Annotated in this window: 14 protein-coding genes and 2 tRNA genes; 7 read left to right on the forward strand and 9 right to left on the reverse strand. The window is 64.8% G+C overall.

Going from position 1 to position 13,664, the window contains the following annotated elements:
* Together tig and CH262_RS16545 are read right to left on the reverse strand one after the other, a co-directional pair.
* Entirely contained in the window at positions 1–1,380 is a 1,380-nt protein-coding gene (gene tig, locus CH262_RS16540; RefSeq protein ID WP_032368208.1) for a trigger factor, read from the reverse strand.
* A gap of 101 nt (positions 1,381–1,481) precedes the next feature.
* Positions 1,482–1,555 (reverse strand) — tRNA-Pro (locus CH262_RS16545).
* Between the two features lie 170 nt (positions 1,556–1,725).
* Between CH262_RS16545 and CH262_RS16550 the strand changes: the two genes are divergently transcribed.
* A tRNA-Gly gene (locus tag CH262_RS16550) sits at positions 1,726–1,799 on the forward strand.
* Positions 1,800–1,911: 112 nt separating this feature from the next.
* The gene (locus CH262_RS16555) at positions 1,912–2,706 is read left to right on the forward strand and encodes a hypothetical protein (RefSeq protein WP_032368466.1); all 795 of its coding nucleotides are present in this window, start codon (positions 1,912–1,914) and stop codon (positions 2,704–2,706) included.
* Positions 2,707–2,717: 11 nt separating this feature from the next.
* Here CH262_RS16555 and CH262_RS16560 read toward each other — a convergent pair whose 3' ends face one another.
* The gene (locus CH262_RS16560) at positions 2,718–3,512 is read right to left on the reverse strand and encodes an Fpg/Nei family DNA glycosylase (protein ID WP_032368209.1); all 795 of its coding nucleotides are present in this window, start codon (positions 3,510–3,512) and stop codon (positions 2,718–2,720) included.
* Complete coding sequence (locus CH262_RS16565) at positions 3,513–3,992, reverse strand: ribose-5-phosphate isomerase (RefSeq protein ID WP_032374451.1); 480 nt, start codon at positions 3,990–3,992, stop codon at positions 3,513–3,515.
* A 19-nt stretch (positions 3,993–4,011) separates the two neighbouring features.
* On the opposite strand from CH262_RS16565, the gene CH262_RS16570 reads away from it, so the two are divergent.
* Positions 4,012–4,671 carry a DUF429 domain-containing protein gene (locus CH262_RS16570; protein WP_094718023.1) on the forward strand — a complete coding sequence of 220 codons (660 nt, stop codon included), beginning with the start codon at positions 4,012–4,014 and terminating at the stop codon, positions 4,669–4,671.
* Between the two features lie 78 nt (positions 4,672–4,749).
* Here CH262_RS16570 and CH262_RS16575 read toward each other — a convergent pair whose 3' ends face one another.
* Entirely contained in the window at positions 4,750–5,367 is a 618-nt protein-coding gene (locus CH262_RS16575) for a mycothiol-dependent nitroreductase Rv2466c family protein (RefSeq protein WP_032368211.1), read from the reverse strand.
* 157 nt (positions 5,368–5,524) lie between these two features.
* On the opposite strand from CH262_RS16575, the gene pepN reads away from it, so the two are divergent.
* A complete protein-coding gene (pepN, locus tag CH262_RS16580; protein ID WP_094717954.1) occupies positions 5,525–8,098 on the forward strand; it encodes an aminopeptidase N in 2,574 nt (857 codons plus the stop codon).
* A gap of 117 nt (positions 8,099–8,215) precedes the next feature.
* On the opposite strand, the gene CH262_RS16585 is transcribed toward pepN, so the two are convergent.
* The 3 genes from CH262_RS16585 to CH262_RS16595 all read right to left on the reverse strand — a co-directional run bounded on the left by CH262_RS16585 (position 8,216) and on the right by CH262_RS16595 (position 9,677).
* The gene (locus CH262_RS16585) at positions 8,216–8,695 is read right to left on the reverse strand and encodes a DUF5130 family protein (RefSeq protein ID WP_094717955.1); all 480 of its coding nucleotides are present in this window, start codon (positions 8,693–8,695) and stop codon (positions 8,216–8,218) included.
* Positions 8,682–8,933 (reverse strand): aa3-type cytochrome oxidase subunit CtaJ, encoded by a 252-nt coding sequence (gene ctaJ, locus CH262_RS16590; protein ID WP_027497587.1) that lies wholly within the window; start codon positions 8,931–8,933, stop codon positions 8,682–8,684. Before ctaJ ends, CH262_RS16585 begins: the two co-directional genes overlap by 14 nt.
* A gap of 81 nt (positions 8,934–9,014) precedes the next feature.
* A complete protein-coding gene (locus tag CH262_RS16595; RefSeq protein WP_179275021.1) occupies positions 9,015–9,677 on the reverse strand; it encodes an HNH endonuclease in 663 nt (220 codons plus the stop codon).
* A 231-nt stretch (positions 9,678–9,908) separates the two neighbouring features.
* Between CH262_RS16595 and CH262_RS16600 the strand changes: the two genes are divergently transcribed.
* On the forward strand, positions 9,909–10,868 hold the full coding sequence (locus CH262_RS16600; protein WP_045841372.1) for a mechanosensitive ion channel family protein: 960 nt from the start codon (positions 9,909–9,911) through the stop codon (positions 10,866–10,868).
* A 50-nt stretch (positions 10,869–10,918) separates the two neighbouring features.
* Entirely contained in the window at positions 10,919–11,314 is a 396-nt protein-coding gene (locus tag CH262_RS16605) for a globin (protein ID WP_027497590.1), read from the forward strand.
* 63 nt (positions 11,315–11,377) lie between these two features.
* Here the strand turns inward: CH262_RS16605 and CH262_RS16610 are convergent, their stop codons facing one another.
* The gene (locus CH262_RS16610) at positions 11,378–11,839 is read right to left on the reverse strand and encodes a cupin domain-containing protein (protein ID WP_027497591.1); all 462 of its coding nucleotides are present in this window, start codon (positions 11,837–11,839) and stop codon (positions 11,378–11,380) included.
* A gap of 102 nt (positions 11,840–11,941) precedes the next feature.
* On the opposite strand from CH262_RS16610, the gene CH262_RS16615 reads away from it, so the two are divergent.
* On the forward strand, positions 11,942–13,636 hold the full coding sequence (locus tag CH262_RS16615; protein ID WP_094717956.1) for a glycoside hydrolase family 13 protein: 1,695 nt from the start codon (positions 11,942–11,944) through the stop codon (positions 13,634–13,636).
* Positions 13,637–13,664: the final 28 nt, after the last annotated feature.

A 13,664-nucleotide genomic window follows, 5' to 3' on the forward strand; every position in this document is an offset into this window, starting at 1 on the left:
TTACTTCTCTTGTTCGCCCTCGGAAGAATCAGCTGCTTCGACCTCGTCGGGAGCATCGGCAGGGCTGCCGAACAGCTCGGCGGTGTCGACGCTGGCTCCGTTGGTGTCGGTCACGGTGACGCGCTCGACGACCGAGGCAAGCGCCTTGCCGCGCTTGACATCGGCGAACACGGCACCGAGCTGGTTGGCCTGCTGCACCTGCTGGATGAACTGCTCGGGCGGCATGCCGTAGCGCTGGGCCTGGAAGATGATCCGCTCGGTCAGCTCGTCCTGGCCGACCTGAGTGTTCTCTGCCTCGGCGATGGCGTCGAGCAGGAGCTGGGTGCGCACCGACTTCTCGGCACCCTCCTTGACGTCCTTGTCGAACTCCTCGCGGCTCGAACCCTGCGACTCGAGCAACTCGGCGAGCGCTTCCTCGTTGTGATCGAGGCCGTGGATGGCCTCGTGCACCTGGGAATCGACCTCGGCCTTGACGACGGCCTCGGGAGCCGGAATCTCGAGCGTCTCGAGTAGCGTCTCGAGCACCTTGTCGCGAATCTGACCGGCCTGCTCGACCTTCGCGACTCGCTCGACGCGCGTCTTCAGATCGGCGAGCAGCTCGTCGAACGTGTCGAACTCGCTGGCGAGCTGGGCGAACTCGTCGTCGGCCTCGGGCAGCTCGCGCTCCTTGACGGAGACGACCTTGACCGTGACGACGGCTTCCTTGCCCGCGTACTCACCGGCAACGAGCGTGGAGGTGAACTCCTTCGACTCGCCGGCCGAGACGCCGATGATCGCGTCGTCGAGGCCCTCGATGAGCTGACCGGAGCCGACCTCGTGGGACAGTCCGCTCGCGGTGGCCTCTTCGACGTTCTCGCCGTCGACCGTGGCCGAGAGATCGATGGACACGAAGTCGCCGGACTGAACCGGGCGATCGACACCGGTGAGGGTTCCGAAACGCTGACGGAGCGACTGCAGCTGCTCGTCGACGGCTTCGTCCTTGATCTCGAGCGGATCGACAACGACGCTGATGGTCGAGTAATCCGGCAGCTCGATCTCGGGACGCACGTCGACCTCGGCGGTGAACGTGAGCTCGGTGCCGTCTTCGATCTTGGTGATCTCGATCTCGGGCTGGCCGATGACCTTGACCTTCTCGTTGGTCACGGCCTCGGAGTAGCGAGAGGGAAGAGCGTCGTTGACGACCTGCTCGAGTACTGCACCACGGCCGACTCGCGCCTCGAGCAACTTGGCCGGAGCCTTGCCGGGACGGAATCCGGGGAGGCGGATCTGCTGAGCCAAAGCCTTGTACGCGCGGTCGAAATCAGGCTTGAGCTCCTCGAAGGGCACCTCAACGTTGATACGGACTCGCGTCGGGCTCAGCTGCTCGACGGTGCTCTTCACGGGACATGCTCCTTTGTGGTGATTCTTGCTTGCTGGCAGTTCTGGCTTGCTGTCTTCCGCTCGCCACGAGCACGGTGAGCCGTGCCCGCGGCTCTCATTTGTCGGGGTGACAGGAATTGAACCTGCGACCCTCCGCTCCCAAAGCGGATGCGCTACCAAGCTGCGCCACACCCCGTCGTACGGACACCATTGAACAGCAACCGATAGTAGCCCCTCATGGGCGCCCCACCCATGACGTTCCGCGAGACCGGGCTCGACGGGCCGGTTTGGAATCCGGCAACCGCTTTGGGTACAGTCTTGAAACGCAGGCGACGGAACTGGCGATCCCACGACTGTTGTTTGCACGCCGATGTAGCTCAATGGTAGAGCCCCTGTCTTCCAAACAGGCTACGCGAGTTCGATTCTCGTCATCGGCTCCATCAAAAAGCCCCGCACTTCACGAGTGCGGGGCTTTTTCGTGTCCGCGTATCGTCGACAGTGTTCGAGTGAATCGGACGAACTGGACATGTATCGCCGATGGAAGGCTCAGAAGTGGAAATCGTCCTGATCGTCATCGTCGTGGCCGTAGTGGCACTGCTGGTGCTTCGCAGCAAGAAGAACTCCGCCGCAGCCGCGGCCACCGCACTGGCCGATGCGAAGGCCGACGCCCGCCAGTCGATCGAACGGCTCGGCGGCCAGGTCTACAACCTCGTCGGCTCCGACACCGCATCCAAGCAGGCCCTCGCCGACGCATCCGAGCGCAATATCGCAGCAGGCTCGCAGATCGACCAGGCGACAACCGTCGAACAGGCGAGGCTGGCCAAGCAGACCGCGCTCGAGGGGCTCTATTACATTCGCGCCGCGCGCCTGGCGATGGGCATGGACCCGGGCCCCGAGGTACAGGGCATCGACGGCCAACAGCAGGCAGGCCGTGTCACCGAGGAACGCAAGGTCGACTTCGAGGGACGAGAGATCGCGGCCTCACCGGACCCGTCGGACCGGACCCCGAACTACTACCCCGGCGGACGAGTGGCGGGCCGACCCGTCCCCGCAGGCTGGTACTCCGAACCGTGGTGGCGTCCGGCCTTGGTCGCCGGCGCTTGGGGAATGGGCTCGATGTTCCTGTTCTCGGCGATGTTCTCCGGCATGGCCGGAGTTCCGGACGAGACCGCAGCGGGTGGCGACCTGGGTGCGGACGGTTCCGACGGGGGTGCTGGTGACAATTACGACGGTGGCGACGCCGGAGCAGGTAACGACGGCGGTGACGGTGGCGGCTTCTTCGACAGCGGAGACGGCGGTGGCTTCTTCGACGGCGGCGGAGGCGGAGGGGATTTCGGCGGGTTCTAGCTCGCCCGCCCTTACGTCGCCTGACAGACGGGGCACCAGAACAGGTTTCGCGCCTGCATCGTCGAGTGCAGGATCTCGGCTCCGCACACGCGGCACGGGAGGCCTTCCCTGCGGTAGACGTACGAACGCGGTCGGCGGGCACCGTAGGTGTCGCCGTGATCGTCTTCGGGCCTGATGGTGATGATGCGCCCGCGCCGGACACCGATGGCCATGAGGTCCACGAGGTCGAGCCAGATGGCGTCCCACTCGGCTCGGTCGAGGTCCTTTCCGGGCCGCATCGGGTTGATCTCGTGCCGGAAGAGGATCTCGGCGCGGTAGACGTTGCCGACGCCGGCGAGCACCTTCTGATCCATCAGCAACGTGCCGATGGCCGTGCGTGACTTGGATATTCGTGCCCAGGCCGCATCCGGGTCGGCGTCCTTGCGGAGCGGGTCCGGCCCCAGACGCGCCAGGAGGGCGTCGACCTGTTGCTCGGTGTAGATCTCGCAGGCCGTGGGGCCGCGGAGGTCGGCACCGTACTTCTCCCCCACGATGCGCAGACGCACCGCACCCACCGGATCATCCAGTGGCACAGCGTGTTCGGTGAACTTTCCGTACAGGCCGAGGTGAATGTGCACGATCAGGTCGGATTCGTAGCGGTGTAGCAGATGCTTGCCCCACGCCTCGGCCTTCTCGAGGACGAGGCCGTCGATCAGCGCGGCACCGGAAACGAACCGTCCCTGGGGACTGCTCGCCTCCACCGGTGCCCCGCCGAACCGACGTTGATGCAACCGAGCGAGTCGGTGCAGGGTATGCCCTTCGGGCACTTACTCGGGCTTTCCCGGAACCTCGGGTGCTTCGCCGCTGCGCTCGTACTCGGACAGGATGTCGATGCGACGCTGGTGGCGCTCCTCGCCCGAGAACGGGGTACCGAGGAACGCGTCGACGATGGCCAGTGCTTCGGGCAACGTGTGCATGCGGCCGCCGATGCCGATGAGCTGCGCATCGTTGTGTTCGCGAGCCAACTTCGCCGTCTCGACGCTCCACGCGAGGGCACAGCGTGCGCCCGGCACCTTGTTGGCGGCGATCTGCTCGCCGTTTCCGGATCCGCCGAGCACGAGGCCGCGGCTGCCCGGATCGGCGACGACGCGACGTGCCGCGTCGATGCAGAAGGCCGGGTAGTCGTCGACGGGGTCGTAGTCGAAAGCACCGCAGTCGACGGGCTCGTGCCCGGTTGCCGTCAGGTGTTCGATGATCTGATTCTTGAACTCGAGGCCGGCGTGGTCGGCACCCAGGTATACGCGCATGCCTAGAGTCTGACAGGTGATGTCACGAGCCGAGAAATTCGCCGGTGTCGACGGCGCGAAGGGTGCGTGGGTGGTCGCAGTGGTCGACGGCACGAGAGTGACGTGGACGGCCTGCTCCTCCGTCTCCGACGTGTTGGAGCACACCCGAGACTGCGCGCGAGTGGGCGTCGACATGCCGCTGTCGCTACCCGTGGACGGTTATCGCGTCAGCGAACTGGAGGCGAAGAAGTTCCTGGGGACGGCGCGCAGTTCGATCTTTCACACCCCGGTCGCGGATGTTCTGGGCGCGGTGTCGTACGAACAGGCGTGCTCGATCTCGCGGTCGAGGACCGGCAAGGCGATCAGTAAACAAACGTGGCACATCTTGCCCGCGGTCCGGGCGTGGCGAGATTCGGACTTCGATCCGGAACGGTACGTCGAAGTGCATCCCGAATGCTCGTTCAGGGCGATGTCACCGACCACGGTCTACGCATCGAAGAAGACCGGCCGCGGCGTCGGGCAACGGTTGGCCGCACTGACCCGATGGACCGGGGATCTCGATCTGGACGACCTGCCGAACGGGCCGCTCGTCGACGACGTCCTCGATGCGGCCGCAGCGGCGTGGTCGGCCAGGCGCTTCCATCTGGGCGAGCATCTGACGTTCGGCACCGACAGCGGCTCGGATCGAATCGTCGCCTAATCCCCCGTGCGCGAACTGGCCCCTCGTGCGTGAAAGTTCGGATCCTGCTACGAGTTTCCACGCACGAGGGTCTCGCGATCAGTCGAACTGCGGGTCCTCGTTGCGGGTGCGCTTGAGCTCGTAGAAGTGCGGGTACGCCGCGAAGATCACCGAGGCGTCCCACAACTTGCCTGCCTCTTCACCGCGTGGAATCCGCGAGAGCACAGGGCCGAAGAACGCCACGCCGTTGACGTGAATGGTGGGAGTGCCCACATCGGGGCCGACCTTGTCCATTCCTGCGTGGTGGCTGGTGCGCAGGTCCTCGTCGTAATCGGTGCTCTCGGCTGCCGAGGCGAGATCGGCGGGCAAGTCGAGTTCGGCCAAGGACTCCCGGATGACCACGTCGAAATCCTTGTTGCCCTCGTTGTGAATTCGCGTGCCCATGGCCGCGTACAGCGGCGCGAGGATCTCGTCGCCGTTGCTCTTCGCCGCGGCGATCGCCACCCGCACCGGACCCCACGCCTTCTTCATCATCGCGGCGTACTCCTCGGGCAGGTCGCGGCCCTCGTTGAGGACGGCCAAGCTCATGACGTGGAAATTGACGTCGATGTCGCGCACCTGCTGGACCTCGAGAATCCAACGTGAGGTGATCCAGCACCATGGGCACAGCGGGTCGAACCAAAAATCAGCGGTGTCTTTCTGTCCTGAACCGGCCACTGTCTGCTCCTCGAAAGTCGATGTCGCTGTCTCTTCATGTCGTAACACCCGGCCACCGCGCGGACATTCCACGCGACCCGTCAGCCAGCGCGCGACACGGCGGACGTGATGGGATGGACGGCACTACCCATAACTACACGAAGAGGTGTCGACTGAAGTGGTTGCTCCCAACCTGACGCGTGACCAAGCCTCCGAGCGCTCGGCGATCATCGGGGAAACGAAGTACGCGATCGTTCTCGATCTCACCGACGGCGAGGGCAATCCCGGCGAGAAGACGTTCCGCTCGCTCACCACCATCACGTTCGCCGCGACCGCCGGAGCGTCGACTTTCGTGGACATCGTCGCAGGCACCATCCGGTCGGCGACGCTCAACGGCACAGCGCTCGACACGACGAACTACGACGAGTCGACAGGGCTGGCTCTGGTCGATCTCGCCGAGCACAACGAGCTCGTGGTCGATGCCGACTGCGTCTACTCGCACACCGGCGAAGGCCTGCACCGTTTCGTCGATCCGTCGGACGGTTCGGTGTACCTGTACTCGCAGTTCGAGACTGCGGACGCCAAGCGCATGTTCGCGTGCTTCGATCAACCCGATCTCAAGGCCACGTTCGACCTGAAGGTCACCGCTCCCGAGAGCTGGACCATCATCTCCAACGCAGCGCACGGTGCCGAGCCGGCCGCAGGTGAGCACGTGTTCGATACGACGCCGCTGATGAGCACATACCTGGTTGCACTGATCGCCGGTCCCTACGCCGAGTGGACCGATTCGTACACCGACGATCACGGCACCATCCCTCTCGGAATCTACTGCCGCGCATCGCTTGCCGAACACATGGATGCCGAGCGACTGTTCACCGAGACGAAGCAGGGTTTCGGTTTCTACCACGAGAACTTCGGCACCCCGTATGCGTTCGGCAAGTACGACCAGCTGTTCGTGCCCGAATTCAACGCCGGTGCCATGGAGAACGCCGGGGCCGTCACGTTCCTCGAGGATTACGTCTTCCGGTCCAAGGTGACGCGGTACTCCTACGAGCGACGCGCCGAGACGGTGCTGCACGAGATGGCGCACATGTGGTTCGGCGATCTGGTGACGATGACATGGTGGGACGACCTGTGGCTCAACGAGTCGTTCGCGACGTTCGCCTCCGTGTTGTGCCAGTCCGAGGCGACCGAGTACACCAACGCGTGGACAACGTTCGCCAACGTCGAGAAGGCCTGGGCATACCGACAGGACCAGCTGCCCTCGACGCACCCCATCGCCGCGGACATCCCCGATCTGGCCGCCGTGGAGGTCAACTTCGACGGCATCACGTACGCCAAGGGTGCCAGCGTGCTCAAGCAGCTGGTTGCGTACGTCGGTAAGGAAGACTTCCTGGCCGGGTTGCGGGCCTACTTCGTCGATCACGCCTTCGCCAACGCAACGTTCTCGGATCTGCTTGCGGCACTGGAGAAGTCATCGGGTCGCGATCTCTCCGATTGGGGTGCGCAGTGGCTGCGGACCACCGGCCTGAATACTCTGAGCCCCGATTTCGACGTCGACTCGGAGGGTAAGTTCACCCGGTTCGCAGTGTCGCAGACCGGCGCAGCACCGGGCGCGGGCGAGCATCGCGTACACCGCATCGCGGTCGGCATCTACGACGACGTCGACGGCAAGTTGGTGCGTACCGACCGCGTCGAGCTGGACCTCGATGCTGCCGAATCGACGAATGTCGAAGCGCTCGTAGGTGTATCGCGCGGCAAGCTCGTGCTGGTCAACGACGACGACCTGACGTATTGCGCAGTGCGGCTCGATCCGGATTCGCTCGGTGTTCTCGTCGATCGGATCGGCGACATCGCCGAGTCGCTCCCCCGCACTCTCGCCTGGTCGGCCGCATGGGAAATGACTCGGTCCGCCGAGATGAAGGCACGCGACTTCGTGGCTCTGGTCCAGCGCGGAATCGGTAGCGAGACCGAAGTGGGTGTGGTGCAACGTCTTCTGCTCCAGGCGCAGACGGCTGTCACCAGCTACGCCGATCCGGCGTGGGCGGCAGAACACGGAGTCCCGGAGTTCGCCGACGCAGTGCTCGAGCTGGCCCGCGGTGCCGAGTCGGGCTCGGATCACCAGTTGGCGTTCGTCAACGCCCTCACCGGTACCGAACTCAGCGAGCGCCATGTCGAGGTATTGCGCGCCCTCCTGGACGGTGACGCCCAGGGGCAGTCCTTGGCCGGACTCGACATCGATACGGATCTGCGGTGGCGCATCGTCACCGCCCTTGCGGCGGCCGGAGCCATCGATGCCGACGGGCTCGATTCGCCGGTCATCGACGCCGAAGCCGAGAAGGACAACACCGCCGCCGGAGCGCGGTCGGCTGCCGCTGCACGAGCTGCGCGTCCCAGTGCCGAGGTGAAGGAGCGGGCATGGACGACCGTCGTCGACGACGACGCGGTTCCGAACATCACGGCGCGGTCGATCATCGGTGGTTTCGCGGGCCCCGGCCAGGGCGAACTGCTCGAGCCGTACGTCGACCGCTACTTCGAGGCGATCGACGGCGTGTGGGCTCGTCGATCGAGTGAAGTCGCACAGACCGTCGTGGTGGGCCTCTACCCATCGTGGTCGATCAGCGAGCAGTCGTTGGCCGCAGCCGACAGGTTCCTCGATGGCGATCTTCCACCCGCTCTGCGCCGACTGGTGATCGAAGGCCGCGCCGGAGTCGTTCGGGCACTCGCGGCCCGGGCATACGACGCCGGCTGATCGCAGGTACACAGACGACGAGGGCCGGTTGCGTCTCACCCGCGAAGGTGAGATGCAACCGGCCCTCGTCGTCGCCGGGACCGCCGGCCGAGAACTACGGGGATGGAGCGCGACGAGCTACGGCGCGAGGATGGATGCTGCCATCACGCGGACCGAGGTCACGAGACCGTCGATGAGGTTGCCGTCGCGGAACGGGCCGAGCGCGGCGGTGACGCCGAGCTGAGCAACCCGATCGGTAGCGCGGTTCGAGACCCGCTTACCGGTCCGGATCTCGAGCGCGTGCCGGTTGGGGTCGACAGCGATCAGAACCGAACGAATCGCATCGGGGGTGCCGGGGAAGACCGAATCCGCTCCCACAGCCGGATCGACTCCCAGGTCACCGATGTAGATGTTGAACCGAATCTTCGTCTTCCGGGTCGCCTCGCTCAGTGCGTCGTCGAGCGCGACCAGATCCTGCGTCGCGAAAGGCAGGTGCTCCGGGCTCGGCGTGCCGAACTCGTGTGCCACCGATACGCGACCACTCGCCGTCAGCGCAGCCCCGAACGGCAGGTCCTCTTCTCGGATGTCACCGCCACGTACCAGTTCACCACTTGCCACTTGCAGCACCTCCGATCGAATCGGCTGTGTCCGCGTCGTGCGATCCGTGGCCTCCGAACGGAGTCACCTCGTCCGTAGCGCTCCACAGCAATGGCTCGCGCGTCCACTCGTCCGTCAGCCGGTACGGAGCGACGTCCATCCCCGGCTGCTTGTCGGTCAAGTAGGACAGCGCGCCGACGATTCCGATCACCGCAACCGGAATCACCCCGAATATCAGCGTGGTCTCCAAAATGCTCACGGGGTGTGACGTTAGTCGACAATTGCCCGTCGGACCACGTCGGGGCCGGTGTTGTGACCGAAAAGAGCCGACGGCCGACAGTCAGGCAGCACCTTCGCCGAGGTACGCCAACCAGCTCGGGTCCAACTCCTTGGTGGTCGCCAGCAGACGCCAATGCGGGCCCTTCGGTGGCACGAGCTGGGCTCGCAACGTCCACCCGATCTCACTGAGCAGCTTGTCCGCCTTGCGGTGATTGCAGGAGGCGCAGCACGCCACGCAGTTCTCCCACGAGTGGCCGCCGCCGCGGCTGCGAGGCACGACGTGATCGACGGTCTCGGCCTTGCTGCCGCAATAGGCGCAGCGGAATCTGTCGCGATGCATCAGTGCCGCGCGCGTCATCGGCACCCGCGCTCGATAGGGAACTCGGACGAACGTCCGCAATCGAATCACCGACGGCACCTGGACGGAGTAATCGGCCGACCGGATGAACGGCCCCTCCGGATCGTCGTGGATCACGTCGGCCTTGCCGCAAACGAGAAGAACCACCGCCCGGCGCATCGGAAGCGCGGTCAGTGGTTCGAAAGTTGCGTTGAGGAGCAGCACACGGCGCTTGACCCACGCCGGCACGGCGTCGTCGCCCGTGGCGTTGTGGGCCGTCGGCACCACGCGCAGCGGAGAAGCCCCCGAGGCCGTCTCACGCTGGTCGTGCGCGGTGCGGCCCTCAGTGGGCGGGAGTTGTCGGTGGCGGTGTTGAGAGTTCTTCATGCATTACTCCAGGGAGTGTCGGCGCCCGCGCATGGCTTGCGTGGAACACGGTTCACAGTGGAACACGAATACACCGCCCGCGCACAGCCTTTTTCTGCGCATTTTCTGTTGCCGATCGGTGAACATTCCGGTTTCCGATCGGCGAGTTCGAGGATCGATACCGCTATGCGCTGCGCGACTGGCAAGATTTCTGTGTCTCCGTAGACTTTTCGGGTGGCTGTATCAACCCTTCTGTCCGTATCGCCGTTACCCGAACCTTCGCTGCTGCGAGAGCTCGACACCCGAGCATTCGAACTGACCGACACCGGACGCGACTGGCTGGTCGACCGTCCGTTGCAGATCCTCGGCTATCTGGTTCTGGCGATCGTGCTCAGGCTCGTGTTGCACCGAATGATCGACCGCTTCACTCGACACGACGCCGGCCGATCACCTGCACTTCTCCGGCCGTTACGCGACCGGTCCTCGGGAACGGTGAAGGGCGAGATACTCAACGAACGGCGTAGACAGCGGGCCAACACGATCGGTTCGGTACTCCGATCTGCGGTGTCGGTCATGATCCTGACCTGGTTCGTGCTGTCGGTGCTCGACGTCGTGGGTGTGAACGTCGCCCCGTTCATCGCGTCGGCGGGGATCGTCGGTGTCGCCCTCGGTTTCGGTGCGCAGAACCTGGTCCGCGACTTCCTGTCCGGAATCTTCATGCTTCTCGAGGATCAGTACGGGGTCGGCGACGTCGTCGATCTCGGTGAGGCGATCGGCACGGTCGAAAGCGTGGGATTGCGCGTCACCACGATCAGAGATGTCAACGGCACCGTGTGGTACTGCCGAAACGGTGAAGTTCTGCGGGTGGGCAACATGAGCCAAGGGTTCGCGGTAGCTGTCCTCGACCTCCCCGTCTCCCACACGGCCAACATCGACGAGGCCTGCGCGGTGGCCGAGAGAACCACCAACGAGGTCGTGGACTCCGGCGACTTCGACAGTGACATCCTCGAACCCCCGGAGATGCTCGGCGTCAATGCCGTCAGCGCCGATACCGTGACCATCCGAATCACGATCAAGACCCGACCCGGCCGCCAATGGGCAGTGCAGCGTCGCCTCCACCGCGACATCCTGCAGTCGTTCGACGATGCCGGTATCAAAGCCCCGTATGCGCTGGGCCGTCCGGGTGGGGTTGCAGTCGAGAGCAGCAGCTGAGGGACAATGAGCGTGACCGACGCCGACGAGGAACGAACAGAGAGAGTGTGATGACCGAACCGCAACAGACGTTCTACGACGCGGTCGGCGGTGCGGAGACGTTCCGGTTGCTCACGGCGAAGTTCTACGAGGAAGTGGCCAAGGACGAGATCGTGCGGCCCCTGTATCCCGAGGAGGACCTGGCACCGGCCGAACGGCGGATGCGAATGTTCCTCGAGCAGTACTGGGGCGGGCCTCGTACGTACTCCGACGAACGTGGTCATCCACGACTGCGGATGCGGCACAACCCGTTTCGGATCGGGCCGCTCGAACGTGACGCCTGGCTTCGATGCATGCACATCGCGATCGCCTCGATCGACCCGGCCGTCCTGGATTCTGCGCACCGAACGCAACTCGTCGACTACATGGAGATGGCCGCCAATTCGATGATGAACTCGGCAATCTGAGAGCTACGGCGTCACGTTCTACAGCGTTACCAACTACAGCGTCACGAACTACAGCGTCACGAACTACAGCGATGCGCCTCGCCGCGGGCCCGCTGCGCCACCTCTGAGGCGGCCGAGCCTGCGGCGGAGCGAGCCGGCTACCCCGAGCACGAAGCTCAGCGGCGCGGGCAGGTGCTGCCGCAAGATGGCGTGCTTACGCACGTAGTTGTCGACGCGCCATTCCGACCAGGTGCCGGCGCGGAACAACGCCGCGTCGCCGGGGACCAGAGTCCGGGGCGCGTGATCTTCGCTGGACACCACGACCGACCCGTCCATGATGTGGACGATCTCGTCGACCGCGAAGTACCACCGAAAGCGTCCGGCCGTGCAATCCCACACATTGGTGGTCGTGGTGCCGTCGGTACTCCTGGACCACTCCGCGACGCGAGCCCGCGGGTTTCCTTCGAGGATCCACGTGGGTTCGATGGGACTGTCGGAGAGCGAAACATCTTCCAGCCGCACGGCTTCTATGGTCGAGGTTCTCATGGTGTCGTCGCGTCCTCACCGTCGGGCGCGGCGCCGGCCGCTGCACGTTTTACGTTGCAGAACATACAACACTTTCCAAACGTGGGGATACGTGTCGGTCATATGAATGAGCACAATCCTTTACCTTCCGATCGACCGCCAGTGCAGGGTGCCGGGTGCACCCCAGCGCCCTCGAATCGTTCGCAGCCCATTCGTTTGGCACTATTGCCAGTTGTGACCGATCCGATCGAAAGCACCGAGTTGTCGTGGTGGCAGGACGCCGTCTTCTACCAGATCTATCCCCGGTCGTTCGCAGATGCGAACGGTGACGGAATCGGTGATCTCGACGGCATCAGAGACAAGCTCGGCTACCTCGAATTGCTCGGTATCGACGCCATCTGGATCGGACCGATCACGCGGTCGCCCATGGCCGATCACGGCTACGACGTTTCCGACCCCCGAGACATCGACCCCATGTTCGGCAGTCTCGAGATCTTCGACGCGTTGCTCGACGAGGCTCACGCCCGCGACATCAAGGTCACGATGGATCTGGTGCCCAATCACACCAGTGACGAACACCGGTGGTTCCAGGCGGCTCTGAACGCCCCTCGTGGCAGCGCCGAGCGAGCGCGCTACATCTTTCGAGACGGGCTCGGCGACGACGGTTCGCAGCCGCCGAACAACTGGCCGAGCATCTTCGGGGGTCCCGCCTGGACGCGAGTCGACGAGAAGGACGGCTCCCCCGGTCAGTGGTACCTGCACATCTTCGCGCCCGAACAACCGGATCTGAACTGGGACAACCCCGAGGTTTTCGACGACTTCGCGCGCACACTTCGGTTCTGGCTGGACCGAGGCGTCGACGGATTTCGACTCGACGTCGCCCACGGCATGGCAAAACCTGCCGAGCTGGCCGACATGAGCCTCGAGTTCAACGCACTGATGAAGAACGACGACGACGATCCCCGGTTCAACAACCCCCGAGTCCACGAACTGCACCGCCGCATCAGAGCCGTCATGAACGAGTACCCCCACGCGGTGACGGTCGGCGAGATCTGGGTCCAGGACAACGTTCGGTTCTCCGAATACATCCGGCCCGACGAGCTGCACCTGGGCTTCAACTTCCGCTTGGCCAGTGTCGATTTCGACGCCGAGACCATCCGCGATGCGATCTCCAACTCGCTCGCGGCCGTCGAACTGGTCGGGGGCACCCCGACGTGGACACTGTCGAACCACGACGTCGAACGCGAGGTCACCAGATACGGCGACGGAGACCTGGGCTATCACCGGGCCCGGGCCATGATTCTCGTCGAATTGGCCCTTCCTGGAACAATTTTCGTCTACAACGGTGCCGAGCTCGGGCTACCGAACGTGCAGCTGCCCGACAGCGCCCTGCAGGACCCGGTGTGGGAGCGGTCCGGGCACACCGAGCGCGGACGCGACGGCTGCCGAGTCCCCATGCCGTGGGAGGGTGATGCCCCTCCGTTCGGGTTCTCCACCACCGATCGCACCTGGTTGCCGATGCCGCCGGAGTGGAAGGGGCTGACCGCCGAGGCGCAGCTCGAAGAGGTCGATTCGATGCTCAGCCTGTACCGCACGGCGTTCGAATTGCGCACCCTGCGGCCGGAGTTCACCGGCGGCGGAATCGATTGGTACGGTGCCCCTCCCGGGTGCCTGGCCTTCCGGCGCCGCGGGGGCTTGATCTGCGCCCTCAACGCCTCCGACGAGTCGATCCCACTCCCACCCGGCGAAGTGTTGCTGGCCAGCACTCCGCTGGTCGACGGGATGCTTCCCGCGAACGCGGCCGCCTGGCTCGTCTGAACCGGTCGGCCGGCTCGTCCGAACCGGC

Source organism: Rhodococcus sp. 05-2255-1e (genome assembly GCF_002259025.1).
In the GTDB taxonomy this organism is placed as follows: domain Bacteria; phylum Actinomycetota; class Actinomycetes; order Mycobacteriales; family Mycobacteriaceae; genus Rhodococcoides; species Rhodococcoides fascians.